The organism is Paracoccus tegillarcae (assembly GCF_002847305.1).
Lineage (GTDB): Bacteria > Pseudomonadota > Alphaproteobacteria > Rhodobacterales > Rhodobacteraceae > Paracoccus > Paracoccus tegillarcae.
Map to the genome: position 1 here is coordinate 3,704,642 of NZ_CP025408.1, position 22,425 is coordinate 3,727,066.

25 protein-coding genes and 1 riboswitch are annotated in these 22,425 nt (G+C 64.7%); of the genes, 11 read left to right on the forward strand and 14 right to left on the reverse strand.

All coding sequences use genetic code 11. From position 1 onward, the window contains the following. Positions 1-120: 120 nt before the first annotated feature. On the forward strand, positions 121-987 hold the full coding sequence (gene panC / locus CUV01_RS18185) for a pantoate--beta-alanine ligase (protein ID WP_101461706.1): 867 nt from the start codon (positions 121-123) through the stop codon (positions 985-987). Here panC and CUV01_RS18190 read toward each other — a convergent pair. From CUV01_RS18190 to CUV01_RS18220, 7 genes are all read right to left on the reverse strand, one after another. Continuing rightward, a complete protein-coding gene (locus CUV01_RS18190) occupies positions 903-2,159 on the reverse strand; it encodes a BatD family protein (protein WP_101461707.1) in 1,257 nt (418 codons plus the stop codon). The genes panC and CUV01_RS18190 overlap by 85 nt on opposite strands. Next, positions 2,153-2,773 carry a hypothetical protein gene (locus tag CUV01_RS18195; protein WP_101461708.1) on the reverse strand — a complete coding sequence of 207 codons (621 nt, stop codon included), beginning with the start codon at positions 2,771-2,773 and terminating at the stop codon, positions 2,153-2,155. The genes CUV01_RS18190 and CUV01_RS18195 overlap by 7 nt, the downstream gene beginning before the upstream one ends. Beyond that, complete coding sequence (locus CUV01_RS18200) at positions 2,770-3,678, reverse strand: vWA domain-containing protein (protein ID WP_101461709.1); 909 nt, start codon at positions 3,676-3,678, stop codon at positions 2,770-2,772. Before CUV01_RS18200 ends, CUV01_RS18195 begins: the two co-directional genes overlap by 4 nt. Further along, positions 3,675-4,619, reverse strand: coding sequence for a VWA domain-containing protein (locus CUV01_RS18205; protein ID WP_101461710.1), 945 nt, complete (start codon positions 4,617-4,619; stop codon positions 3,675-3,677). Before CUV01_RS18205 ends, CUV01_RS18200 begins: the two co-directional genes overlap by 4 nt. Next, entirely contained in the window at positions 4,616-4,945 is a 330-nt protein-coding gene (locus CUV01_RS18210; RefSeq protein ID WP_101461711.1) for a hypothetical protein, read from the reverse strand. The genes CUV01_RS18205 and CUV01_RS18210 overlap by 4 nt, the downstream gene beginning before the upstream one ends. After that, the gene (locus CUV01_RS18215; protein WP_198731849.1) at positions 4,942-5,631 is read right to left on the reverse strand and encodes a DUF58 domain-containing protein; all 690 of its coding nucleotides are present in this window, start codon (positions 5,629-5,631) and stop codon (positions 4,942-4,944) included. Before CUV01_RS18215 ends, CUV01_RS18210 begins: the two co-directional genes overlap by 4 nt. A 146-nt stretch (positions 5,632-5,777) precedes the next feature. Continuing rightward, on the reverse strand, positions 5,778-6,737 hold the full coding sequence (locus tag CUV01_RS18220) for an AAA family ATPase (RefSeq protein WP_101461713.1): 960 nt from the start codon (positions 6,735-6,737) through the stop codon (positions 5,778-5,780). Positions 6,738-6,908: 171 nt separating this feature from the next. Between CUV01_RS18220 and CUV01_RS18225 the strand changes: the two genes are divergently transcribed. Further along, entirely contained in the window at positions 6,909-8,387 is a 1,479-nt protein-coding gene (locus CUV01_RS18225) for an aldehyde dehydrogenase family protein (RefSeq protein ID WP_232962781.1), read from the forward strand. A gap of 13 nt (positions 8,388-8,400) precedes the next feature. Then, positions 8,401-9,150 carry an SDR family oxidoreductase gene (locus tag CUV01_RS18230; protein WP_101462219.1) on the forward strand — a complete coding sequence of 250 codons (750 nt, stop codon included), beginning with the start codon at positions 8,401-8,403 and terminating at the stop codon, positions 9,148-9,150. 87 nt (positions 9,151-9,237) lie between these two features. Here the strand turns inward: CUV01_RS18230 and CUV01_RS18235 are convergent, their stop codons facing one another. Further along, entirely contained in the window at positions 9,238-10,146 is a 909-nt protein-coding gene (locus tag CUV01_RS18235; protein WP_338418324.1) for a DMT family transporter, read from the reverse strand. After that, positions 10,143-10,901: an HAD family hydrolase gene (locus CUV01_RS18240; protein WP_338418325.1), complete on the reverse strand. Its 759-nt coding sequence runs from the start codon at positions 10,899-10,901 to the stop codon at positions 10,143-10,145. Before CUV01_RS18240 ends, CUV01_RS18235 begins: the two co-directional genes overlap by 4 nt. On the opposite strand from CUV01_RS18240, the gene CUV01_RS18245 reads away from it, so the two are divergent. The 7 genes from CUV01_RS18245 (at position 10,879) to CUV01_RS18275 (ending at position 16,978) form a co-directional block, all read left to right on the forward strand. Then, positions 10,879-11,064, forward strand: coding sequence for a heavy-metal-associated domain-containing protein (locus CUV01_RS18245; protein ID WP_101461716.1), 186 nt, complete (start codon positions 10,879-10,881; stop codon positions 11,062-11,064). The genes CUV01_RS18240 and CUV01_RS18245 overlap by 23 nt on opposite strands. A gap of 167 nt (positions 11,065-11,231) precedes the next feature. Further along, the gene (locus tag CUV01_RS18250; protein ID WP_101461717.1) at positions 11,232-11,534 is read left to right on the forward strand and encodes a hypothetical protein; all 303 of its coding nucleotides are present in this window, start codon (positions 11,232-11,234) and stop codon (positions 11,532-11,534) included. A 10-nt stretch (positions 11,535-11,544) separates the two neighbouring features. Next, on the forward strand, positions 11,545-12,219 hold the full coding sequence (locus CUV01_RS18255) for an NAD-dependent deacylase (protein WP_101461718.1): 675 nt from the start codon (positions 11,545-11,547) through the stop codon (positions 12,217-12,219). 116 nt (positions 12,220-12,335) lie between these two features. After that, positions 12,336-12,527: riboswitch (cobalamin riboswitch) on the forward strand. 120 nt (positions 12,528-12,647) lie between these two features. Then, positions 12,648-14,471: a TonB-dependent receptor plug domain-containing protein gene (locus tag CUV01_RS18260; protein ID WP_198731850.1), complete on the forward strand. Its 1,824-nt coding sequence runs from the start codon at positions 12,648-12,650 to the stop codon at positions 14,469-14,471. A gap of 28 nt (positions 14,472-14,499) precedes the next feature. Beyond that, positions 14,500-15,258: an ABC transporter substrate-binding protein gene (locus CUV01_RS18265; protein ID WP_232962350.1), complete on the forward strand. Its 759-nt coding sequence runs from the start codon at positions 14,500-14,502 to the stop codon at positions 15,256-15,258. After that, positions 15,255-16,244 (forward strand): FecCD family ABC transporter permease, encoded by a 990-nt coding sequence (locus tag CUV01_RS18270; RefSeq protein ID WP_101461721.1) that lies wholly within the window; start codon positions 15,255-15,257, stop codon positions 16,242-16,244. Before CUV01_RS18265 ends, CUV01_RS18270 begins: the two co-directional genes overlap by 4 nt. After that, complete coding sequence (locus CUV01_RS18275) at positions 16,241-16,978, forward strand: ABC transporter ATP-binding protein (protein ID WP_101461722.1); 738 nt, start codon at positions 16,241-16,243, stop codon at positions 16,976-16,978. Before CUV01_RS18270 ends, CUV01_RS18275 begins: the two co-directional genes overlap by 4 nt. Before the next feature lie 49 nt (positions 16,979-17,027). Here CUV01_RS18275 and parA read toward each other — a convergent pair whose 3' ends face one another. The 5 genes from parA to CUV01_RS18300 all read right to left on the reverse strand — a co-directional run bounded on the left by parA (position 17,028) and on the right by CUV01_RS18300 (position 20,970). Then, a complete protein-coding gene (parA, locus tag CUV01_RS18280; protein ID WP_101461723.1) occupies positions 17,028-17,663 on the reverse strand; it encodes a ParA family partition ATPase in 636 nt (211 codons plus the stop codon). 63 nt (positions 17,664-17,726) lie between these two features. Beyond that, a complete protein-coding gene (locus tag CUV01_RS18285) occupies positions 17,727-18,050 on the reverse strand; it encodes an antibiotic biosynthesis monooxygenase family protein (RefSeq protein ID WP_101461724.1) in 324 nt (107 codons plus the stop codon). A gap of 48 nt (positions 18,051-18,098) precedes the next feature. Next, positions 18,099-19,409 (reverse strand): TRAP transporter large permease, encoded by a 1,311-nt coding sequence (locus CUV01_RS18290; RefSeq protein ID WP_101461725.1) that lies wholly within the window; start codon positions 19,407-19,409, stop codon positions 18,099-18,101. Beyond that, the gene (locus CUV01_RS18295) at positions 19,406-19,948 is read right to left on the reverse strand and encodes a TRAP transporter small permease (protein ID WP_101461726.1); all 543 of its coding nucleotides are present in this window, start codon (positions 19,946-19,948) and stop codon (positions 19,406-19,408) included. Before CUV01_RS18295 ends, CUV01_RS18290 begins: the two co-directional genes overlap by 4 nt. Beyond that, positions 19,945-20,970, reverse strand: coding sequence for a TRAP transporter substrate-binding protein (locus CUV01_RS18300; RefSeq protein ID WP_101461727.1), 1,026 nt, complete (start codon positions 20,968-20,970; stop codon positions 19,945-19,947). The genes CUV01_RS18295 and CUV01_RS18300 overlap by 4 nt, the downstream gene beginning before the upstream one ends. 100 nt (positions 20,971-21,070) lie before the next feature. Between CUV01_RS18300 and CUV01_RS18305 the strand changes: the two genes are divergently transcribed. Beyond that, positions 21,071-22,120, forward strand: coding sequence for a dipeptidase (locus tag CUV01_RS18305; protein WP_101462221.1), 1,050 nt, complete (start codon positions 21,071-21,073; stop codon positions 22,118-22,120). Positions 22,121-22,425 lie beyond the last annotated feature (305 nt).

The following is a 22,425-nucleotide window of genomic DNA, read 5'->3' on the forward strand; positions in this document are numbered from 1 at the left end:
CCGCCACGCATCGCTTCGCCCGACATTTCCCCAAGCGAAAGCGACATGCTGCGTCGCGGCGCTTGCACGGTGCCGGCGATTTCCCTTATCTTCCGCAGAATTGCCCGAAGGAGGACGGCGATGCAGATCTGTCGCGACACGGAATCGATGATCGCATTGTCAACTGACTGGCGCGCGGCGGGCACCCCGAGCGTCTTGGTCGCCACCATGGGCGCGCTGCATGACGGCCATCGCGCATTGGTCGCACGCGCGCGGGACTGGGCCGACAGCCGGGGCGGTCGCGTCGTGGCGTCGGTCTTTGTCAATCCGACGCAGTTTGGCGATGCCAAGGACCACGACAAATATCCCCGCACCGAAGAGGCAGATCTGGCACTCCTACGGGCGGCGGGGGCCGATGCGGTCTTCCTGCCGCAGGCGTCCGATATCTACCTGCCCGACGCGCAGACGGTCGTTGATGTCACCGGCCTGTCGCGCGTACTGATGGGCAAGTTGCGGCCTGGCCATTTCCGGGGCGTGGCTACGGTTGTAACCAAGCTGTTCAACATCACCGGCTGCGACGCCGCGACATTCGGTGAAAAGGATTATCAACAGCTGACGCTGGTGCGGCAGATGGTGCGGGACCTGAACATGCGCGTGCAGATCCTGCCAGTGCCCACCGTGCGCGAGGCTGACGGGCTGGCCATGTCGTCACGCAATCAGCGACTGACACCTGCCGATCGTGCCGCTGCCCCGGTGCTGGCCCGCGCGCTGGATCGGGCCGAGGCAATGGTCACCGAGGGCAGGACGGTCGAGGCTGTTCGACACGAGATCAAACAGGTACTGGCGTCCGAGCCGCGCGCGGATGTGCAATCCATCGACATTCGCGATGCATCCCAACTGTCCGCCCTGCGCGGCAGGCCGACTCAATCTGTGGTGATATTGCTGGCCGCGCGGTTTGGTGACGTATTGCTGATCGACCAGCGCGTCGCGCTGCCATCGGCAGACTGATCGGGCCGCAACCGTCCTTGCGCGATCACCTGCCGGACAAAAGCCTTGGCATCGAAACCGCCCGGCGGATCGGCTGTATAGAGCTGCCTGTCCAGTGGTGTCAGCACCGCAGCACCGCGCCCCTGATGCCCCCGCAACCGCAAATGCGCCACCGCCGCGCGTCGCAATTCGGGCAGCCGTCCCTCTCGCGCCGCCCGGCGCATCGCCGCGACATGCGGGCTGAACCGCCAGCGTCGGACCTGTCGCATCACTGCGTCCGGCGGTTGCAGCCCCCGCCCCAGCAAGGCTGCTGCCAGCCCGCCGATCAGGCCCAGCCCAAGCAAGCCGGCCCCGATCAGCCGGTTGCGCGTTTGGGGCCGCGAGGCATCGGCGATATTCGAGGCAAAACTGGCAAAACCAAACGGGATAGGTTTCATCGCGGCGATTTCTATCTGGCGAGTGTCCGTATCCATCCACGGAAAGGCAAAGGCTTTGAGGACCGAAGGCTCGCCGGTGTGTGGCTGCAAGCTCCATTCCCAAACCACGGTCGAAACGGGGCCATCAGGGGTCGGCTCGACGCTGCGCTGTTCGGGTTCGGTAAAGCTGATCAGCCAGGGCTCGCGCAGATCAGGTCGCGGTGGCAATTGATGCGGCAGCGCACCAAGCGCCTGCAATGTGACGCGGCGGATCAGCACTTCGCCGTCGATTAGCTTGCCCGGATCTGCCGACAGTTCATCCGTCAGCGTCAGCCGCCGCGCGGAAAGTGGCGCGAAACCGCCCGGAAAGGGCTGCACGTCGATGGTTATCTCGGGCGCCTCGACCTGCACTTCGTGCCATCTGTTGTCAGACCCGGTGATTTGCAGCATATGCGTCACCGGCCCGACCGTCAGGGGCCCGGCCTCACGGGGAAAAACCGCGATCTTGCGCTGAAATATCTGCCATTCACGGCCCGATATCCGTTCTTTGTACCAGTCGTCGCGGGTTAGCTGAATCCAGTCGTACCCGGGCGCGTCTGGGAAGGTGAGTTCTGACAGATTGACGGTCGCATCATATTCGGCGCGGATCGTCAGCGGGATCATCTCTCCGACCACATGGGAGGCATGATCGTGAAGGATCTGCAGGCGCATCTCTTGCGCTGCCGCGGGCAGGGCCAGCAGAAACGACAGGATCAACACGGCGCAACGGATCACCATGGCTGGCCCTCGCGCGGGCGGATCAGGCCCATTGTCTCGCGTCGACGGTACTCGGCCAGCAGCCGCAGCGCCAGGAATTCACCCGGATCATCCGAGATCGTGGCAAGCCAGTCATCGCTGGCGGCAATGCCGCGCGCGGTCATCATCTGGCGCCAATCGGCATCCTGAGTGCCGGTATTCACGACGATCTGCTCATCGGGATTGGCCTGACCCAGCCCCCCTGCCCCTGCAAGCCGCCCCGGCGCAAAGCTGTCGCCGCGTGCCGGCGGATACATGGCCGCGACCAGATCGCGGTTTCGCCGCGCCTCGGCATCAGCAGGGTTGGAAAACAGCACAGCGTCGAAATAGGCGACCGACAGGGGGTAATCGCCCGTTGCCGCCAGCGAAAGTCCGCGATTATAGGTCTCGGTCCGGCCCGCATCGGCGAAGGCGGCATCGGCCGCGTCCCATTCGCCCGCACGGTACAGCGCCACCCCGCGCGCCGCCGGATCGGCCAGCAGCGGCGCTGCGCCCGCGCCGCCGCCTGCGCGCAGCGCCAGCCGCGCCCAACCCTGCGGGCCGGCGATGGCCAGACATAAAAGCCCCGCCAATGCGATCAGCAACACCCGCCTCATCGTCCACGCCTGAGCAGGGACAGGATCGGCAGCAGGGCCAATGCGGCGATCAGCGGGCCGAAATCGCGGTATTGCGCAGCAGTCAGGCCCGGATCGCGCTCAGTCAGCCCGGGACGTGTCAGTTGCCGTTCGACTGCTGCCCGGTCCCGCGCCGTTCCCGCAGCACCCCCGCCCAACTCCGCCATCTCGATCATCGCCCTGGCATCCGCAGGCGGCGCGTCGGGGGCCACCGCCTCGATCAGCAGGGTCGACAGTCGAATGCCGCGCTCGGACAGGCGGCTGGCGGCGCTGCGGGTCGTGGCGTCAATCCCTCCACCATCCGAGATCAGCACCAGATCGGCGCGTTTCATCTGCGCCAACAACTCGCCGCCCAGGCCAAGTGCAGCAGCCGGACGGCTGCCATCGCCCGGCATGACGCCCGGCCCCATTGCGGCAATCTGCGTTTCCAGCAGCCGGCTGTCGGCGGTCGGCGCCGAGGCCAGATAGGCCTCGCCATCAAACAGGATCAGCCCGACCGGTCGTCCCGCAAGTCGCTGCATCAGCCCGGCCGCGGCCAGTTGCGCCTGCACCAGCCCCGGCCCCTCGGCGACAGAGGGCGAAAGATCCACGGCCAGCATCACCGCATCGACCTGTGCCAGCACCGGCGCATCCGCGCGTGGCAGCGCCGGTCCGGAAAGCCCAAGGATCAAGGTCAAGGCCCCGATCAGGGGCACAAAACGACGCCAACCCGTCCCGTCTGCCGTCAGATGGCCCAGATGCTGCATCGCGGTCAGCATCGCGGGCGGCATCACCTCTTGCCAACCGCCCGCATCGGGCCGCCGGCGCATCTGCCACAGCGCCAGCACCGCCAGCGGCACCAGCATCAGCAACCAGTCAGGCCGCAACAGGATCGGCGCGCCGTTCATGACGGCCTTCTCAGCGCCAGAAACAGCAGGCAGATCAAGGCAAACGCCGCCGGCCAGACCCAAAGCTGATGCCAGAAACGCAGGGGCGGGCGCTGCGATGTCCCCGGCTCAAGCACATCAAGCGAGCGCGCCATCGCCAGCAGATCCGCCATATCCCGAACCCGAAAACTGGCCCCGCCGCTGGCCTCTGCAACGTCGCGCAGGGTCTGGGCATCGACGGCATCGCGCGACAAGGGCTGGTTCTCCAGATCCTCGGGGCCAAGCGCGATGGTATGGACGCGGATGCCCTTTTCCGCCGCAAGTTCGGCAGCCGAGACCGCCGGCACATCGCCCGAGGTATTCACCCCGTCCGACAGCAACACCACGACCCGGCTCGGCGCGTCGCTGGCACTTAGCCGTTTCATCGCCAGACCCAAACCGTCCGAGATAGCGGTCGAGCGGCCCGATATCCCGATCTGCGCCTCGTCGATGGCCATCGCCACCGCATCCACATCAAAGGTCAGCGGCGCGGCGAAATAGGCGCGGTCACCAAAGATCACCAAACCGATCCGGTCGCCCTTGCGCGCCTGCACAAAGGCAGAGGCGGTGCGTTTGACAGCCTCGAGCCGCGAAATGGGTTTTCCGTCCAGGCTGAAATCCTCTTTCACCATGCTGCCCGACAGATCCAGGGCCAGCACGATTTCCCGGCCCGACGCAGGCACCATGTCCGAGATCTGACTGATCCGCGGCCCTGCCAATGCCCCCACAATCGCGATCCAGGCCAGCGCCGCGATCAGCAGCCCGGACCGATCGACGCTGCGCCCCCGTCCCTGCTGCACGCCCTCGAACATTGCAGCAGGCACGCGCAGGGCGGGCCGGGGGCGTTCCGGTGCCGGCCACCAGCGCCGCAGGATCAGCGGCAAGGGCAAAAGCAGCAGCAGCAAGGGTGCTGTGAAATTCATCGCCCGGCCTTTGCAGCGCGTTCTATCTGTTCGTCACGCAGTTGCGGCGCGGGCAGGTAAGCAGCCTCGCGCAGCGCGGGCGGCAAATGCCCGGTGATGCGCGCCACCGCCAGCAGTCGATCTTGCACAGGCAGGCCGCGCGTTGCCAGAATGCGCCGCCGGGCCGAGGCCCTCTGGCGCAGCAGCGGCGCCAAGATCAGGGCAATCAGCGCAGCGATCAGCAGCCCCAGCCCCAGCAGTGCCGACATCTCGTGCCAATCCAGCGCCCGCATCGTGACGGGCAGACGCACGTCGGCCAAAGCGGCCAGCAACTCATCCTGGGTCATGGCAGCACCTCGTCGATCCGGGCACCGAGCGCTCGCAGACGCCCCAGAATCGCCGAACGATCCGACGCGCGAAGGCGGCCATGGCGAAAATCTCGCCCATCGGTAACGGCCAGTGACCGGTCCTGAGGCGCCGTCTCGGCGGGATCAACGATCAGCGCGATCACCAGCCTGCGCCGCCGTGCCAATCGGGTCAGCGCGGGCGCATCCGCGTCGCTGATCGCATCGGCGCTGGTCGCCAGATGAACCCGGCTGCCCGGCGCCACCATACGCGCCGCGCGGCTGGCCAGTGCTGCAAGGCCGCCTTGCGGCTGAGCCACCGGGCGGCTGAGCGCCAGATCATGTTCATCCGCCAGCATGTGAGCGACCGCGCTCATTTGCCGATCACCCTGCCCCTGCGCAATCGCAGCCACGCCCGCATCTGTCAGCGCCAGTGCCGCAACATTGCCGCTGCGCTGCACAGCCTGCCAGCCGATCCCTGCCAGATAATGCGCCGCCCTGACCGAGCGCAGCGCAGAGCCGGTTCCCCACAGCATCGGGGCACGAAAATCAGCGATCAGCAGGGTGGTATCGTCGCGATCCTCGTGAAAGCTGCGGATATGCGGGATGCCGGTTCGCGCGCTGGCCGCCGGATCGATGCGCCTTGGATCGTCCCCTTCGACATAGGCGCGCAGTTCTCGCAGATCCATTCCGCCACCCTGGGGGCTGGCCGGCAGCGCGCCGGGCCGGCGGGTCGCAGGCCGGTGTCTGGCGCGCGAAACAGCATCTGGTCTGAGCGCCAGCAACTCGGCTGCCCGCAACCGCAGGCCGGGTTGGTCCAGTGCCGCAGGGACGGCTACCACGGCTGCACCTCACGCTGCGCATCAGCAATCAGGTCGCGGCCAACGCGACCTTCGCTGGCGGCGGCCCAACTGGGCACCAGCCGGTGCGACAGCGCGTCGGCGGCCAGATCCTCGGCATCCTCGGGCAGGCCGTGGTCGCGCCCGGCCAACCAGGCCTTTGCCCGCACCGCCGCGGCCAGTGCCAGCGTCCCGCGCGGTGACACCGCGTGTTCCACCTGTTCGGCCACCGCACCGCCTGTCCGCGTCGCCATGACCAGCCGGATGATGTAATCTTTCAGCAATGGCGCCAGATGCACCTGCGCGACCTGCCGGCGGGCGGCACGGATCAGGTTGGCGTCCAGTGCTGCAATGGGCGTCTGATCGGGCTGCGCGGCCTCGGCCTCTACCAGATCAAGGATGCTTCGTTCGGTTTCGGCATCGGGCAGCCCTAGCGAAAGATGCAGCAGGAAACGGTCCAGTTGCGCCTCGGGCAGCGGAAAGGTGCCTTCGTGCTCGATCGGATTCTGGGTTGCGACGACCATGAAAGGATCGGGCAGCGCCCGCGTGGTGCCGCCCACCGTCACCTGACGTTCGGCCATCGCCTCTAGCAGCGCCGATTGCACCTTGGGCGGGGCCCGGTTGATCTCATCGACCAGCACAAGGGTGTGAAACACCGGGCCCGGCATGAAATCGAAGCGCCCGGTTTCGGGGCGGAAAACCTGCATGCCGGTCAGATCCGAAGGCAACAGATCCGGCGTGCACTGGATGCGCGCATAATCGCCGGGCAGGTGCGCGGCCAGCAGCGTGACTGCACGCGTCTTGGCCACGCCGGGCGGCCCCTCGATCAATACATGGCCGCCGGCCAACAGCGCGATCAGCAATCTTTCGACCAGCCGTTCATGGCCGATCAGCCCCGCGCCTATCTGCGCGCGCAACGCCGCCACCGCATCCCATGCGCCCTGTGTGTCGTCCATGAATGTCCTCCCTGCCGCCAGCATATGCGCCAAGCGCGCACCCGCCAGAGCCAAGAGCAGTTTCTTCCACCCTTAGGACTAGAGGAAATGCCGTAGGGGCGATTGCAATTCCGGACGGATCGGCGAACCATGCAGATCGGCACTCATCCCTGGGAGGAAAGACGCGTGACCATCCAGCCTTCAGCACCGCCCGCAGAACTGGCCGCAGAACTGACGGTCCCGCAACCGCTGAACCTGATCGGCAATGACTGGGTGCCGGCGGCGTCAGGCCAGGTGATGCCCGTCATATCACCCATCGATGGCGCGGAATTTGCCCAGATCGCCGACAGCGGCCCCGCGGATGTCGATGCGGCCATCGCTGCGGCACGGTCGGCCTTTGACGGCGGCCCATGGTCGCGGCTAACCGCGACCGAGCGCGGGCGTATCCTGATGCGTTTCGCACAATTGATCGAAGAGAATGCGGAAACGCTGGCGCGCCTGGAAAGCCGCGACAATGGCAAGCCGATCAAGCAGGCGCGTGCCGATATGGTGGCAACCGCGCGCTATTTCGAATTCTACGGCGGCGCTGCGGACAAGCTGCATGGCGAGATCATCCCGTTTCTGAACGGGTATAATGTCGAATTGCACCGCGAGGCGCATGGCGTGGTCGGCGCGATCATTCCGTGGAACTACCCGGCACAGATCTTTGGCCGAGTGGTCGGTGCGGCGCTGGCCATGGGCAATGCGGTCGTGCTGAAACCGGCCGAGGATGCCTGCCTGTCCGTCCTGCGCCTTTCGGATCTGGCCGTGCAGGCGGGGCTGCCGCCGGGGGCGCTGAACATCGTGACCGGGCGCGGCGAGGTCGCAGGCCGCGCGTTGTCAGAGCATCGCGGCCTTGATTTCATCACCTTTACCGGCTCGCCCGAGGTCGGCGTAATGATCCAGACGGCGGCCGCGCGGAATTTCATCCCCTGCACGCTGGAACTGGGCGGCAAGTCACCGCAGATCGTCTTTGACGACGCCGATCTGGATGCGGCGCTGCCCTTTCTGGTCAACGCGATCATCCAGAACGGCGGGCAGACCTGTTCAGCCGGCAGCCGGGTTCTGGTGCAGCGCGCCATTTTCGACAAGGTCGCAACACTCCTGGCCTCGCGCTTTGCGCAGATCAGCGCGGGCGAGATCGGCGACGATGCCGTGTTGGGGCCGATGATCTCGGCGCGGCAGCAACAGCGGGTCGCGGCCTATATCGATGATGCCGGCGCACCCGTGATCGCCCAAGGCAAGATCAGCGGCGATGCGCCCTCGGGCGGCTTCTATATCGCGCCGGTGGTCTTTGGCCCGGTCGATCCGCAATCGAGGCTGGCGCAGGAAGAGGTCTTTGGCCCGGTCCTGTCGCTGATCCCCTTCGACGACGAGGCCGAGGCGATCCGCATCGCCAATGGCACCGATTACGGGCTGGTCGCTGCCATCTGGACACGCGATGGCGGCCGGCAACAGCGCGTGGCCAAGGCGATGCGCTGCGGCCAGGTCTATATCAACACATATGGCGCGGGCGGCGGGGTTGAACTGCCATTCGGTGGCATCCGGAAATCCGGTCATGGCCGCGAAAAGGGTTTTGCCGCGCTGTATGAATTCTCGACGATGAAAAGCATCGTGAACCATCATGGATGAGGAAGGCAAGACAATGAGATTACAGGGAAAGACTGCCTTTGTGACGGGCGCTGCGTCGGGCTTTGGCAAGGCCATCGCCGAAACTTACGCGCGTGAGGGCGCGCGGGTCGCTGTGGTCGATCTGAATGCGGCAGGCGCGCGGGCAGTGGCGGATGACATCGGCAACGGCGCCATCGCGGTGACCTGCGACGTCTCGAAGGGCGATCAGGTGGCCGAGGCCGTCAAGGCCACGCAGGACGCGTTTGGCAGCCTTGATATCGTGGTGAACAATGCCGGCTGGACCAATCCCAATCGTCCGCTGATGGAAACGGATGAGGAAACCTTTCGCAAGATCTATGACATCAACGTGCTGTCGATCTTTCACATGACCAAGACCTGCGTGCCGATCTGGCGAGAACAGGGCGGCGGCGTGATGATCAATATCGGATCGACCGCAGGCATCCGGCCCCGGCCCGGTCTGACCTGGTACAATTCGTCCAAGGGGGCGGTGAACCTGATGACGCGCTCGCTGGCGGTGGAACTGGCGCCTGACAAGATCCGAGTTTGCGGGATCGCGCCGGTCATGGGCGTGACCGGGCTGCTGGAACAATTCATGGGGGTGCCTGACACGCCCGAAAATCGTGAAAAATTCGTCGCCACGATCCCGATGGGACGGCTGTCCGAGCCACGCGACATCGCCAATGCGGCGCTGTATCTGGCATCGGACGAGGCCGACTTTATCACCGGCGTGATTCTGGAGGTCGATGGCGGTCGGACCATCTGACGACCGGCAGGCGGGCTGCTACTGCGACGCTGTCATAGTGGCCGCTTGCCACCGCGCGATGTTGTCTGGCCCGTCACCTGTCCTGGATCATTCCCCCGGCCTGACCACGCTATCGGCCGGCCTGCGCTTGCGGCGGCCCAGCACGGCCTCTCGCCACATCGCATAGGCGCCTGCGACGGCGATTACGCCGGCGCCGGCCAAAGTCCAGCCATCGGGCCGCTCGCCCAGCACCAGTGCTGCCAGAATCAGCGCAAAGACCAGCCGCAGATAGCGGAACGGCGCGATCACCGAGACCTGACCGATCCGCGTCGACGCCAGCATCGCCGCGTAACCCGCAGCACCGATCAGCACCGCCCCCAGCAATTGTCCGGTCTGAGCGGCCGCCGGTATCACCAGACCCTGCCCGCCCAGCAGCGTCAGCAAGACGCCGCCCGGCACAAACATCGCATAGGCCGCCGCCGATAATTGGTCCGAGGGCACATGTGCGGGCACCAACCGCGTGATCAGGTCGCGCATGGCCAGCCCGGCCACCCCAACCACCGCCAGCAGCGAGGCTGGCTGGAACGCTTCGGTTCCGGGCCGCAGGATCATCAGCACCCCGACAAAACCCAGCAGCACCGAAAGCCAGCGCCGCCAGCCGACCGGCTCGCCCAGAAAAACCGCACCACCCATAACCAGCGCCAGTGGCAGTGTCTGCAGGATCGCCGAGGTCGATGACAGGTCGGTCATCGCCAGTGCAGCAACAAAGCAGAACCCGCCTATCAACTCGCCCAGTGTTCGCAGGATAACGGCGGGCATCATCAGCGCGCGCGTCCAGAACCGCAGCCCCCGACGCCGCAGCAGCGCGGTGAAGATCAAAGCCCCAAGCGCCCCGAACATCGCCAGCATCTGCGGCACGGGCAGATGCGCCGATAGCAGTTTCAGAAACAGGTCCTCGACGGCAAACAGCGCCATGCCCAGTATCATCAGAAGCGCTGCTCGGGAATTGTCGGTCAACAGCCCAGCCTTTCGATCAGCCCCGGCACATCGGTGATCCGTTCTAAACGGTGAAACCGCGTATGATCGGGATCGTCGCCTTGCTCAAGCGCCCAGGTCAGGGCATGCGGCACCAGCGCCGCGTGGCCACCCGCCTGCAGCACCGGCAAGATATCCGAATTCACCGAATTGCCGACCATCAGGAACCGATCAGCCGCAATCCCGTGCCGCGCGAAGACCGCTGCATAGGCCTCGGGCGTTTTGTGCTGGACGATCTCGATTGCGTCGAAATGCTGGGCCAGCCCTGACAGCGCAATCTTGCGTTCCTGATCCAGCACGTCGCCCTTGGTGATCAGGATACGAGGGTGATCTGTGAGGCCCGTCACCACATCGGCGGCCCCCTCGATCAGATGTACCGGATGGGCCAGCATCTCTTGTCCCATCTCGAGAATGCGCGCGATTGCAGCGCCCGGCAGTTGGCGGTCGGTCAGATCCAGGGCGGTTTGCACCATCGACAGCATGAACCCCTTGATCCCATAGCCATAGAGGTCAAGATTGCGTCGTTCGGTGTCGTAAAGATGTTCGGCGATCCGGTCCGGTGTGGCATATCCGTTCAGCAGTTCGGCAAAGCCAGCCTGAGTCGTGCGGAAAAACGTCTCGTTTTCCCACAGCGTATCGTCCGCGTCGAAACCGATCCACTCCATCCGCCCGGTGTGGCCCCACTGCCGGGCGCGGTCAAGCAAAGGAAAGCCGATGAAATTCACCGTCCCCGACATGAGCTGCGGTCATTGCAAGACCGCTATCGAAGAGGCCGTCGCAGAGGCCGGCGGCACAGCGCAGGTCGATCTGCAGCAGAAAAGCGTCGAGGTCGATGGCATAGGTGCCACTCAGGCCGAGGCAGCGATTCGCGGCGCTGGTTACGCGCCAGAACCGGCCTGACACAAGATATGGCGATGCCAGGGTGCGCGCCGCGTTGATCTGCTCACATCTGTTTGATTGAGCCAGCTTAACCATTTTGCTATATATGGGGTCTAGAATGGTGTCGCATCAGATGGGCAATCAAACCCACGGGACATCCGGACCGAGGAATCGAGGAGACAGACCCAATGTTCAACCGCTTTATCATCGCGGCGGCAGCCGTCGTGTTGACCACGCCGCTGGCCATGGCCGGCCCCATCGACAGCGCCTGCGTCCGCTCGGACCGTGCGCGCGGCAACGCACCGCTTTGCGGCTGCATCCAGCAGGTCGCCAACCAGACCCTGTCGCGTTCGGATCAGCGTCGTGCCGCAAGCTTCTTCAAAGAGCCTCACAGGGCACAAGAAGTGCGCATGTCCAAAAGCAACGCCGACAACGCCTTCTGGGCGCGCTACAAGCGCTTTGCCGGCACGGCCGAGGCGTATTGCCGCTAGGCCAGCCGCCTTGCGGATTACCGTCCTGACCGGCGCGGGAATTTCCGCTGAAAGCGGGCTTGCGACCTTTCGCGGCGATGATGGCCTGTGGGAAAACCATCGGGTCGAGGATGTCGCCACACCGCAGGCCTTTATCCGCGACCCGGTGCTGGTTCATCGTTTCTATAACCAGCGCAGGGCAAATCTGGCCAGGGTCGATCCTAACGCGGCGCATCATGCGCTGGCCCAGCTGGCCCGCATGCACGACCTGACCCTCGTCACCCAGAACGTCGACAATCTGCACGAACGCGGTGGCAGCCCGGACGTGATCCACATGCATGGTGAACTGAACCGCGCCCTCTGCGCCGCTTGCGATCACAGATGGGATGCACCGGCGCTGATGCACCGGGCGGATCCCTGCCCTGCCTGCGGCCAGACCGCGACCCGCCCCGATATCGTCTGGTTCGGCGAAATGCCCTATCACATGGAACGCATCTGGGCGGCACTGGAACAATCCGATCTGTTCGCTGCCATCGGCACCTCCGGCAATGTCTACCCTGCCGCAGGTTTCGCCCAGCACGCCGCGCGGATGGGCACGCGCTGCTTTGAACTGAACCTCGCTGACAGCGCCAATGCCCGCGATTTCGACCAGCGGATCACCGGCCCGGCCAGCCAGACCGTCCCCGAATGGATCGCGTCGCTATAAGGATCAGCGGCCGAAACTGCCCCTATCGATGCCGCCGGGGGTCCGGGGGGCGTCCCCCGGCCATCGCGGGACGCAAGGCGCCCCCGATAATCCTTGCGCCACGCCCGACCATCCGTTAACCCCGCCCTTGCCTCGGTTCCGGGCTTAAAACCCGGTGAAAAGGGAACGCGGTGTAACTCCGCGGCTGCCCCCGCAACTGTAAGCGGATAGCGAGGCCGGAAATGTCACTGTCCGCACAGCGGATGGGAAGACCCGGCCAGAGCTGTGACCCGCGAAGTCAGGAGACCTGCCAAGGCCATCACCCTGACCGCATGCGTGGGGCATGTGCGAAACGGTTTTTCCGTCGTGGTGGTTACCAAACCGTCCGGCGAAATCTTTCCCGGATATCACACAACCCGCCCGGATCAGGGGCGACCGGAAAGAATGACATGACCAGACCATTGCACCTGCTGATTGCCACCACTGCGCTTGGGTCAGCCGTCCTGCCCGCCGCCGCGCAGGAAGCCAGCACGCCTTATATGCTGCCAGAGATCACCATCCTCGCCGCCGGAGAGACGACCGATCTGGACCGCTCCGGCAGTTCAGTTTCTGTAGTCGAGGGCTACGCGCTGCAAACGCCGGCACGCCCGGTCTCGGCTGTCTTGCAGGACATGCCGGGTGTGACGGTCCGTCGATCGGGCCCGCTTGGCACCACGGCCTCGGTGTCTGTGCGCGGCGCACCGGGCCAATATGTGCCAGTGCTGATCGACGGCATCGACGTCAGTGACCCTGCGGCCGGCCAGCCCTCTTTCGACTTCGGTGGCCTCACCGGAACCGGCATTGGTCGGATAGAACTGCTGCGCGGTGCACAGTCAGCGCTTTACGGATCGCGCGCCGTGTCGGGCATTGTCGATATCCGCAGCCTGCGCCCGACCGAGGATGGGTTTCACCACAGCTTCGGCATCGAGGCCGGCAGCTACGACACCTTGGCCGCCAGCTATGGCCTGACCTATCGCGATGCAGCGACCGAACTGGCCTTTTCCGCCAGCCGGATCAAGACCGATGGCTTCTCGGCCCGCGACGAGAATGACGGCAATTTCGAGACAGACGGATACGACGCCACCCGCCTCAGTTTCTATGCGGCCCGCCATATCGACGACCAGACCACCATTGGCCTGAACGGCTTTTCGACCGACAGCACCGGAAATTTCGACGAGTTTGGCGGCGATACTTTTGGCACGCCGGGTGACGAATTCAACACGCTCAAGGCCTACGGCCTGCGCGCATTCGCCGAATTCACCACCGGATCGGTTGAACACGATCTTTCGCTCACGCGCTATCGCAGCGACCGGATCAGCAGTTCGAACGGGGTTGCCGATGCGTTCGACGGCACCCGCACCAAGCTAAGCTGGCAGGGCGCAACCGATATCGGTGCGGCAGGCGGCAGGCTGATCTTTGGTGCCGACCGCGAGAAGGAAAAGGCAGAGGGCAATGGCGAGGCGACCTTGACCGGTGCATTCGCAGAAATCGCGATGCCATTTGGCCCGGACGTCGACGTAAACCTTTCAGTGCGCCGTGATGATCATTCGCGCTTTGGTGGTTTCACCTCTGCCCGCATGTCCGGTGTCTGGCGCGCTCGGCCTGACCTTCTGGTTCGTGCCTCGGTCGGCAACGGCTTTCGTGCGCCTTCGCTCTATGAACTGTTCGGTCCTTTCGGCGATGCGTCGCTGGAACGCGAGGACAGTTTGAGCGCCGAATTGGGCGTTGAAAAGCGTTGGGGCGACGACGCCCATCTGCGCGCCACAGCATTCTTGCTCAATGCCGACAACATGATCGGTTGGGATGATCGCGGGACCGACGACTGGTCCGACGATGGCTATAATCAGGTCGAGGGCAAATCGCGCCGCCGCGGCGTCGAGATCGACGGACGTTACGCCCTTGCTGAACGGTTCTCGCTGACGGGCGCCTATACCTATACCGACAACGTCGACTCGACGGGCTGGGCCGATGTCGCCGAACATGTGCTGACGCTTGGCGCAGAAACCACCTTCGCCACCGGCACCGTAGCCGGTCTGAGCCTGCATCACGAGGCCGACCGCGCGCTAGATCTGCCCAGCTTTGCCACGGTCGATCTTAGCCTGTCTCACCCGCTCACCGATCAGGCGACGGGCTATATTCGGGTCGAGAACCTGCTGGACCGCGAATATCAGCTTAACGATGGCTACGGCACCTCGGACCGCGCATTTTATGTCGGGCTTCGTGCGGGTTTCTAAATACATAGGGGTTGTGGCGGCGGCACTGTTGGCTGCCGCCATTCCTGCCGGGGCCGCACCGCCCGAACGGGTGGTGTCGATGAACCTGTGCACCGACCAGATGGCAATGCTGCTGGCCGCACCGGGGCAACTGGTATCGGTCAGTGATCTGGCCAGCGATCCGCGAATGTCCCCGATGGCAGAAGAGGCCGGTAAATATCAGCCGAATTACGGCCGCGCCGAGGAAATCTATCTGATGCAGCCGGATCTGGTGATCGCGGGCCAGTTCACCTCGGGTCCAAGCGTGGCCATGCTGCGCAGGCTTGGTATCCGGGTCGAAGTGCTACCGCCCGCCGAGGATTTTCAGGCGATCCGCGATGAGCTTGCGCTGGTCGGCGAATGGCTGGGCCGCGATGAACAGGCCGCGACGCTGATCTCGCAGTTCGATACCCGGCTGGCCACGCTGAGCACTGCGACGGCGCGCGGGCGCGCCGCGCTTTATTACGCCAATGGCTTTACCTCGGGGCCGGCAACCCTGGCCGGCGCGATCATCGAGACAGCGGGCTATGACAACATCGCGGCCGATTACGGGATCGAGACCACCACCGCCTTGCCCATGGAACTGCTGGTCATGGCCGAGCCTGACCGCCTGGTGACGGGCGCGAAGTGGCCCGGTCAGTCGCGCTCTGAGGCGGTTCTGGACCATCCGGCGCTGGTCCATGCCGCACCGGGGCTGGCCGAGGTCACAGATCGCGATTGGGTTTGCGGCACCCCCTATGTGCTGAACGCCATCGAGGCGCTGCAATGAGCCGCCTGATGATCGCCCTGACGCTGCTGGTCGCATTGCTGTTCATCCTGTCGCTCACCACCGGTCCGGCGGGCATCGGCCTGACAGAGGGGCTGCATGCGCTGATCCTTGGCGGTGATGGTCCCATGCCGATCGTCATGCGCGAAATCCGTCTGCCCCGCGCGATCCTGGGTCTGGCGGTGGGTGCCGGGCTGGGCCTGTCGGGCGCAGCCTTGCAGGGCTATCTGCGCAACCCTTTGGCCGAACCGGGGCTGATCGGTGTTTCCGGCATGGCTGCACTTGGCGCGGTCATCGCCATCCATAGCGGCCTGTCTGCCAGCGCCGCCCTGGGCCTGCCGCTGCTGGCACTGGCGGGTGCTGCGATTGGCGTCGGCGTGCTGATGCTGCTGGCAGGACCGCGCGGCGGATCGGTCACGCTGATCCTGGCAGGTATCGCGCTGTCAGCACTGGCCGGGGCCGGCACGCAGCTGATGCTGAACCTGTCGCCCAATCCCTATGCCGCGAATGAGATCGTGTTCTGGCTGATGGGGTCGCTGGCCGACCGCTCGATGGTGCATGTGGGTCTGGCATTGCCGCCGATGATCCTGGGCGCGCTGATCCTGCTGCGCAGCGGTCGGGCGCTGGATGCGCTGACGCTTGGCGAAAGTGCCGCCGCTGCGATGGGCGTGTCGCCAGGGCGGTTGCGTTGGCTGCTGGTGTTCGGCGTTGCCCTGATCGTCGGGCCGGCCACGGCGGTCGCGGGCGCCATCGGCTTTGTCGGTCTGGTGGTGCCCCATATCCTGCGCCCGTTGGTCGGCGCGCGGCCCTCGCGCCTGCTTCCCGCCTCGGCTCTGGGCGGGGGCGCGATGGTGTTGGCCGCCGATATCGCCGTTCGGCTGATCATGCCTGAACGTGATCTCAAGCTGGGGGTGTTGACCGCATTGGTCGGCGCGCCGCTGTTTTTGCATCTGATCTGGAAGACGCGATCGCGCGGAGGTCTGGGATGAGCTTGATGAGGCTGGAAAACCTGTCCGTCACGCGCCGCAATCGCCCGGTTCTGCGCGATGTCTCGATGTCATTGGACAAAGGCGAGTTTGTTGGCCTTCTGGGTCCAAACGGCGCGGGAAAATCCACGCTGATGGAGGCCGCACTTGGGCTGATCGCGTTCCAGGGCAAATCGGATCTGGCCGCGCAGCCTGCACATCAGCGTGCCCAGACCGCCGCCTATCTGCCGCAATCACGCGAGATAGCCTGGCCGGTCAGCGTCGAAAATCTGGTCGCATTGGGCCGCATCCCATGGCCCGGGGCCAGCGGCGCGCAGGACCGCACTGCCATTGATGCGGCGCTTGACCGGATGAGGCTGGGGCCGTTTCGCAGCCGTACGGCCACTCGTCTGTCGGGTGGTGAGCAGGCCCGCGCGCTGATCGCCCGCGCGCTTGCACAGGAAACGCCTTTGCTTCTGGCCGATGAACCGATCTCGGGGTTGGATCCGGCGCAACAATTGGCCTGTCTGAGGCTGTTTCGCGCGCTGGCCGATGAGGGGCACGGTATTCTGGCCTCGATCCACGATCTGGGGCTGGCCGCGCGGTTCTGCACCCGGCTGATCTTGCTGGCGGGCGGCGAGGTGCTGGCCGATGGCCCGCCCGGCGATGTGCTGACGCCCGATAACCTGTCGCTTGCCTTCGGGCTGACCGCGCATTGGGTCGATACGCCCTTTGGTGCGGCCCTGATCCCGGTGTGACGACAGCGACGCTGCCGCCATGGGCAGAAAATCGCGATAAACGTGAGCGTCAGCCCAGCATCGCCACGACCTCATCGGTCAGCGCCTCGATTTCCTGCCGCGCTGGCACGGCGCGCGGCTTTTCTGCGGCACCGATCCCCTGGCCAAGTGTCTCGGCATAGGCGACGCGGTTGGCCAGTTGGGTCTCGGCAATATCGGCGCCCAGCTCTGCGGCTTTCTGCGCGATCTCGGCGCCAAGCCGGGTGTTTGACTTGGTGCGGTTCAGCACGATCAGGACAGGTGCCTTTTCGCGCTTGGCAAGGTCCAGAACGCCCTCGGTCGCCCATAGATCGACATGGCTGGCCGCCACCGGCACAATCACCAGATCGGCCACACGCAAGGCCGGGCGCAGATCGCTGTCGATCTTGGGCGGCGTGTCGATGATGACGAAATCAAAGCGTTTCTTCAGCTTTTCGGATTCGTAGGACGCCCCCCATGCGGACGACGTCGAGAATTCCAGCGCCTCGTCTTCCTCGAAGGCCTCGATCCGCTCCATGAACCAGCGGCCCATGCTGCCCTGTGGGTCGGTATCAATCAGCGCGACCGAATGCCCGCGCGACCGCAAGGCGACAGCAACGTTCACGGCGACGGTGGTCTTGCCCGAGCCGCCCTTTTGCTGGGCCACGGTGATGATCTTTCCGGCCATCGGAATCCCCTTGCGAATGCTGGCCGATCATGGACCGTGCCCGAACGCTTTGCAACCGCAGCATTACGCCGTGTAGACGTTCTGAACCTCGTACATCACCGGCTCGAAGCTTTTGCACAAAGCCTGGATCTCGCGATTGCGGCGACGCATCTCGGCGCTGCGCAGCATTGCCTGATAATCCTTGCGATCATCCCATTTGGAATAGGTGGCAATGCGCGTATGGGCGTCGTTGAGGTGGATCGAGCCCGCGATACAACCGCGCTGCTTGCTGATGACCTCGTCCCAGGCCGCCTGCAGCAGTTCCAGCACATCCTCGGCGCTTCCAGGTGTCACGTCAAAGGTGGTGATAACCGTCTGACCATGAAATTTGCTGTCGATCTCGAGCATGGCTGGCCTCCTCTATCGGGCGATGCTGGATGCAGGTTAGGCCGATTCTCAGATCGCGAAAAGGACGATCGCAGGAAAGGCCGCCAGCAGCAGCACCCGAAGGATATCTGCGGCGACAAACCAGATGGCGCGCGAATAGGTCGCGGTGACAGGCGTATCGGGGTCAAGCCCCGCCAGCACGAACAGGTTCATTCCCACCGGCGGCGTGATCAGCCCCACCTCGACCACGATCAGGACAAGGATACCGAACCAGATCGCCATTTCCTCGGGCGTCAGCCCGAAATCGAGGCTCATCATCATCGGAAAGAAGATCGGAATGGTCAGCAGGATCATCGACAGGCTGTCCATCAGCATGCCCAGCAGCAGATAGACCAGCAGGATCGCGGCCAGCACCCCAAAGGGCGGCAGCCCGGCTTCGATCACCCAGCTCGACAGGGTTTGCGGCACCTGTGTCAGCGCCAGAAAGGAATTATAGATCGCGGCGCCGAGGATGATGAAAAACACCATGCCACTGCCCGAGGCTGTATGTCGCAACGCACCGCGCAGATTGGTCAGGTTCAGCCTGCCCGAAAACAGCGCAATCAGCCCGGTGCCCGCCGCGCCCACGGCAGCGCCCTCGGTGGGCGTGAACCAGCCGTCATAGATGCCGAACACGACCAGCGCAAAGACCAGCAGAACAGGCCAGACAGCCATCATCGCCCGCCCGCGCTCGGCCCAGCCAGCGCGCGGGACAGTGCCGGCCTCATCAGGGTAGCGCGCGAGGTACAGCCGAATGACGATCATGTAGAACAGGGCTGCCAGCAGGCCCGGCACAAAGGCCGCCAAAAACAGCTTGGCGATATTCTGTTCGGTCAGGATGGCATAAAGGACCAGCACGACCGAGGGCGGGATCAGAATCCCAAGTGTACCACCCGCCGCCAGCGTCGCCGTGGCCAGCCCGCCTGACCAGCCCGCCCGCTTCAGTTCCGGCAGTGCCACCTGCCCCATGGTCGCCGCCGTGGCCAGCGAACTGCCGCAGATCGCGCCAAAGCCCGCGCAGGCACCGATGGCGGCCATACCCAGCCCGCCCCGCCGGTGGCCCAGAAACGCCTCGGCCGCACGAAACAAGGCGCTGCTCATCCCGCCAAGGGTTGCGAATTGCCCCATCAGCAGAAACATCGGGATGATCGACAGCGAATAGTTGGAGAAGGTCGAGAAGGTTTCGGTCTTCATCTTGGCCAGGATCATATTGGGGCTGCCCGTGGCCAGCCACAACCCGCCTGACCCGCAGATCAGCATCGCCAGCCCGATCGGCGCGCGCGCAAGGATCATCAGCAACAGGACCGGAAAGGACCAGAAGCCCAGTTCGAGATTGCTCACTCGGCGCTTCCTTCGACACGTGGGTTGATCCATGCGCGCGGATGGGAAATGGCCACCCAAGAGGCGACGATGACGCCGATCACGGCAAACACCATGGCGGCGGCATAGGCCCACCAGACCGGCACCTGCAGCAGAAACGTCGTCTCGTTCGAGGCGATCTTGCCCTGCAGGCCCACCCAGTGCCGCCATGCGATGATCATCACCACACCCAGCATCACCCAATCCCAAAAGGCGACCAGCCCGCGGTCCAGCCAGCGGGGCAAACGCCCCTCCAGCAGATCCACGCGGGCATGGGCGCCGGCAAGCTGACACCAGGGCAGAAAGGCAAAGATGGCGACGGCGCTGCCGAGTTCGATCATCTCATAATCGCCGCGCACAGGACGCAGGCGACTGAAGAATTCGGGCAGGTCGAACATGCCCGACATCGTCAGCCCGGCCCGGCCAAGCACCGAGATACAGGTCATCGCGACCAGCGCGATCAACACCACGCCCCCTGCCAGCGCAGCAGCGCGGGCAAGAATGTCGACAAAGCGGCTCACTCTGGCTGGATCCCCGCCTTCTGTTCCTCGGCGGCAATGGCAGCGCGCGCCTGCTCGACCAGTGCGGCACCGTCGAAATCGGCAGCGGCGGCCGACCAGTCGGTGATCACCTGCTGGCCCAGATCATGCCAGCGCGCGGCCTCTGCGTCTGAAACGGTAATGACATTCGCGCCGTCGGCCAGCGACTGATCGCGCGGCGGCTGATCGCCCGTCTGCTGCACGCGGCCGGCATCGGCGCTGAACGCCGCACCCGATTCCGCGTCAATCACCGCCTTCAGATCATCGGGCAAGTCGTCATAGACACCCTTGTTCATCGCCAGCATCAGCACGGCGGTATAGACCGCGCGGCCCTGAAATTCCGTGTGATTGTTGACGAATTCACCCACGCGCACGGATGAGGTGACCTCCCACGGGAACATTGCGCCGTCGATCACGCCCTTGGACAGCGCCTCGGGCACAGCCGGTGCCGGCATGCCGATCGGCGCGGCGCCGGCTTTTTCCAGCAGCATCGAGGCCGCGCGCGACGGCGCCCGCAGCTTCATCCCGGCCATGTCCTCAAGCGTGGTGACGGGTTTGGCGGAATGGATAACGCCCGGACCATGGACCCAGATGCCCAGCAGGTGCACATCGCGAAAATCGCTGTCCTGCCACCCCTCGGCCATCGACCAGAGCGCAGCCGAGGTCGCGCCAGCGTCTGCCGACATGAATGGCAGCTCAACCACTTCGGTCCGCGGGAAGCGACCCGGCGTATAGCCCGGCAGCGTCCAGACCACGTCCACGACGCCGTCAGCCGCCTGTTCGATCAGGTCAGCGGGTTTGCCGCCAAGCGCCATCGAAGGATAGGCCTCGACCTTGATCCGGCCTTCTGACCGGGCTTCGATCCGTTCGGCCCATGGCGTCAGGATCTGGGCAGGCACGAAAGACGTCTCGGGCAGAAAATGGTGCAGCTTCAGCGTCACGTCCTGCGCCGCTGCGGGCGATGCCATCAGCAATATCGCGCCGATCCAGCGATTAAGAGTCATCGGGGCCTCCGGTTCTGTTTGGCCGCGTTATGATGCGAAGGCTGCCCATTGTCCACTTCAACAAAAAAGTGCATCTGCGGGCGAAAGAATGGAGAATTTGATGATCCCGGTATTTGACGGCCACAACGATTACCTTCAACGCGCCGTCCAAGTGGGCGAGGGTGCGGATGAGTTGTGGCTGCAGGGCGATGGCACCGGCCATATGGACCTGCCGCGACTGCGTCAGGGCGGCATGGCGGGCGGGTTCTTCGCCATCTGGATCCCAACCGCACAAAGCCTCAACAGCGGCGAGACTGCCCGGCTGATGGCGAACCCGCCCTATGCGCTGCCGCTGGCAGAAGAAGTCGATCATGACACCGCCCTGCCCCATGCCTTTCGGCAGGCCGCCGCCCTGCGCCGGATGGAACGGACTGGCACACTGGACGTCGTGACCAGCGCCGCCGAAATCCGCAGCAGCATGGCTGAAGGCCGGGTGGCTGCAATCATGCATATCGAGGGCGCCGAGCCGATCCGCGACATGGACGCGCTGCATCTGTGGCATGCGGCGGGTCTGCGGTCGCTTGGGCCCGTCTGGTCGCGCCCGACCGTCTATGGCAACGGCGTGCCTTTTGTCTATCCGGGCGGTCCCGATCAGGGGCCAGGTTTGACGGATGCCGGGCGCAGCCTGGTACGTGAATGCAACGCGCTTGGCATCATGATCGACCTGTCGCATCTGAATGAGGCGGGCTTCAACGACGTGGCCGCCCTGTCTGATGCGCCATTGGTCGCCAGCCACAGTTGCGTGCATGCGATCTGCCCGACACCGCGCAACCTGACCGACCGGCAATTGCAGCTGATCGCCGACAGCGGCGGTCTGGTCGGGCTGAATTACGGCGTCAGTTTTCTGCGCACCGATGGCAAGCGCGCGCCCTTTGCTGGGTTCGACCCGATGCTGCGCCATCTGGATCATCTGCTGGGCATTCTGGGTGAGGACGGCGTGGCACTTGGTTCGGATTTCGACGGTGCACTCATGCCCGCCGATCTGCCCGACGCCGAGGCCCTGCCCGCCCTGATCCGGGCAATGCGCGACCATGGCTATGACGAAGCCCTGATCCGCAAGATCGCGGCAGAAAACTGGATCAACCTGCTAGAGCGGACCTGGGGCAGCTAAGCCCGCGCGGAAATCGGGACCGTCCGGTTCACCCGCCGGGGCATCACCCAAACTGCCGTTTGCAAAGATCACCAAGGAGCTGCGAGAATCACTTTGGTTTTGCGCAGGTTTTTGCTGTGGCAGTCTGTGGTATCCGCTGATCTTCGTTAAACAGGCGCTTGTCGTTTCGTTCTCGGGCACCCGCAATCTAGGAGGGCAGGTTCTACGAGCACCACCGAGAACGCGGTCATCGTGGGCCTGGCGGCACTTCTCATATTGCCTTGGATCGTATCGTCGCGCGCAAATTGACAGCGAAGCCTGCAACG

Bases quoted from the DNA above. Each gene is read 5' to 3' on its own strand.
- panC (WP_101461706.1), top strand. From the start codon at position 121: ATGCAGATCTGTCGCGACACGGAATCGATGATCGCATTGTCAACTGAC.
- CUV01_RS18190 (WP_101461707.1), bottom strand. From the start codon at position 2,159: ATGGTGATCCGTTGCGCCGTGTTGATCCTGTCGTTTCTGCTGGCCCTG.
- CUV01_RS18195 (WP_101461708.1), bottom strand. From the start codon at position 2,773: ATGAGGCGGGTGTTGCTGATCGCATTGGCGGGGCTTTTATGTCTGGCC.
- CUV01_RS18200 (WP_101461709.1), bottom strand. From the start codon at position 3,678: ATGAACGGCGCGCCGATCCTGTTGCGGCCTGACTGGTTGCTGATGCTG.
- CUV01_RS18205 (WP_101461710.1), bottom strand. From the start codon at position 4,619: ATGAATTTCACAGCACCCTTGCTGCTGCTGCTTTTGCCCTTGCCGCTG.
- CUV01_RS18210 (WP_101461711.1), bottom strand. From the start codon at position 4,945: ATGACCCAGGATGAGTTGCTGGCCGCTTTGGCCGACGTGCGTCTGCCC.
- CUV01_RS18215 (WP_198731849.1), bottom strand. From the start codon at position 5,631: ATGGATCTGCGAGAACTGCGCGCCTATGTCGAAGGGGACGATCCAAGG.
- CUV01_RS18220 (WP_101461713.1), bottom strand. From the start codon at position 6,737: ATGGACGACACACAGGGCGCATGGGATGCGGTGGCGGCGTTGCGCGCG.
- CUV01_RS18230 (WP_101462219.1), top strand. From the start codon at position 8,401: ATGAGATTACAGGGAAAGACTGCCTTTGTGACGGGCGCTGCGTCGGGC.
- CUV01_RS18245 (WP_101461716.1), top strand. From the start codon at position 10,879: ATGAAATTCACCGTCCCCGACATGAGCTGCGGTCATTGCAAGACCGCT.
- CUV01_RS18240 (WP_338418325.1), bottom strand. From the start codon at position 10,901: ATGTCGGGGACGGTGAATTTCATCGGCTTTCCTTTGCTTGACCGCGCC.
- CUV01_RS18250 (WP_101461717.1), top strand. From the start codon at position 11,232: ATGTTCAACCGCTTTATCATCGCGGCGGCAGCCGTCGTGTTGACCACG.
- CUV01_RS18260 (WP_198731850.1), top strand. From the start codon at position 12,648: ATGACCAGACCATTGCACCTGCTGATTGCCACCACTGCGCTTGGGTCA.
- CUV01_RS18270 (WP_101461721.1), top strand. From the start codon at position 15,255: ATGAGCCGCCTGATGATCGCCCTGACGCTGCTGGTCGCATTGCTGTTC.
- CUV01_RS18275 (WP_101461722.1), top strand. From the start codon at position 16,241: ATGAGCTTGATGAGGCTGGAAAACCTGTCCGTCACGCGCCGCAATCGC.
- parA (WP_101461723.1), bottom strand. From the start codon at position 17,663: ATGGCCGGAAAGATCATCACCGTGGCCCAGCAAAAGGGCGGCTCGGGC.
- CUV01_RS18285 (WP_101461724.1), bottom strand. From the start codon at position 18,050: ATGCTCGAGATCGACAGCAAATTTCATGGTCAGACGGTTATCACCACC.
- CUV01_RS18300 (WP_101461727.1), bottom strand. From the start codon at position 20,970: ATGACTCTTAATCGCTGGATCGGCGCGATATTGCTGATGGCATCGCCC.
- CUV01_RS18305 (WP_101462221.1), top strand. From the start codon at position 21,071: ATGATCCCGGTATTTGACGGCCACAACGATTACCTTCAACGCGCCGTC.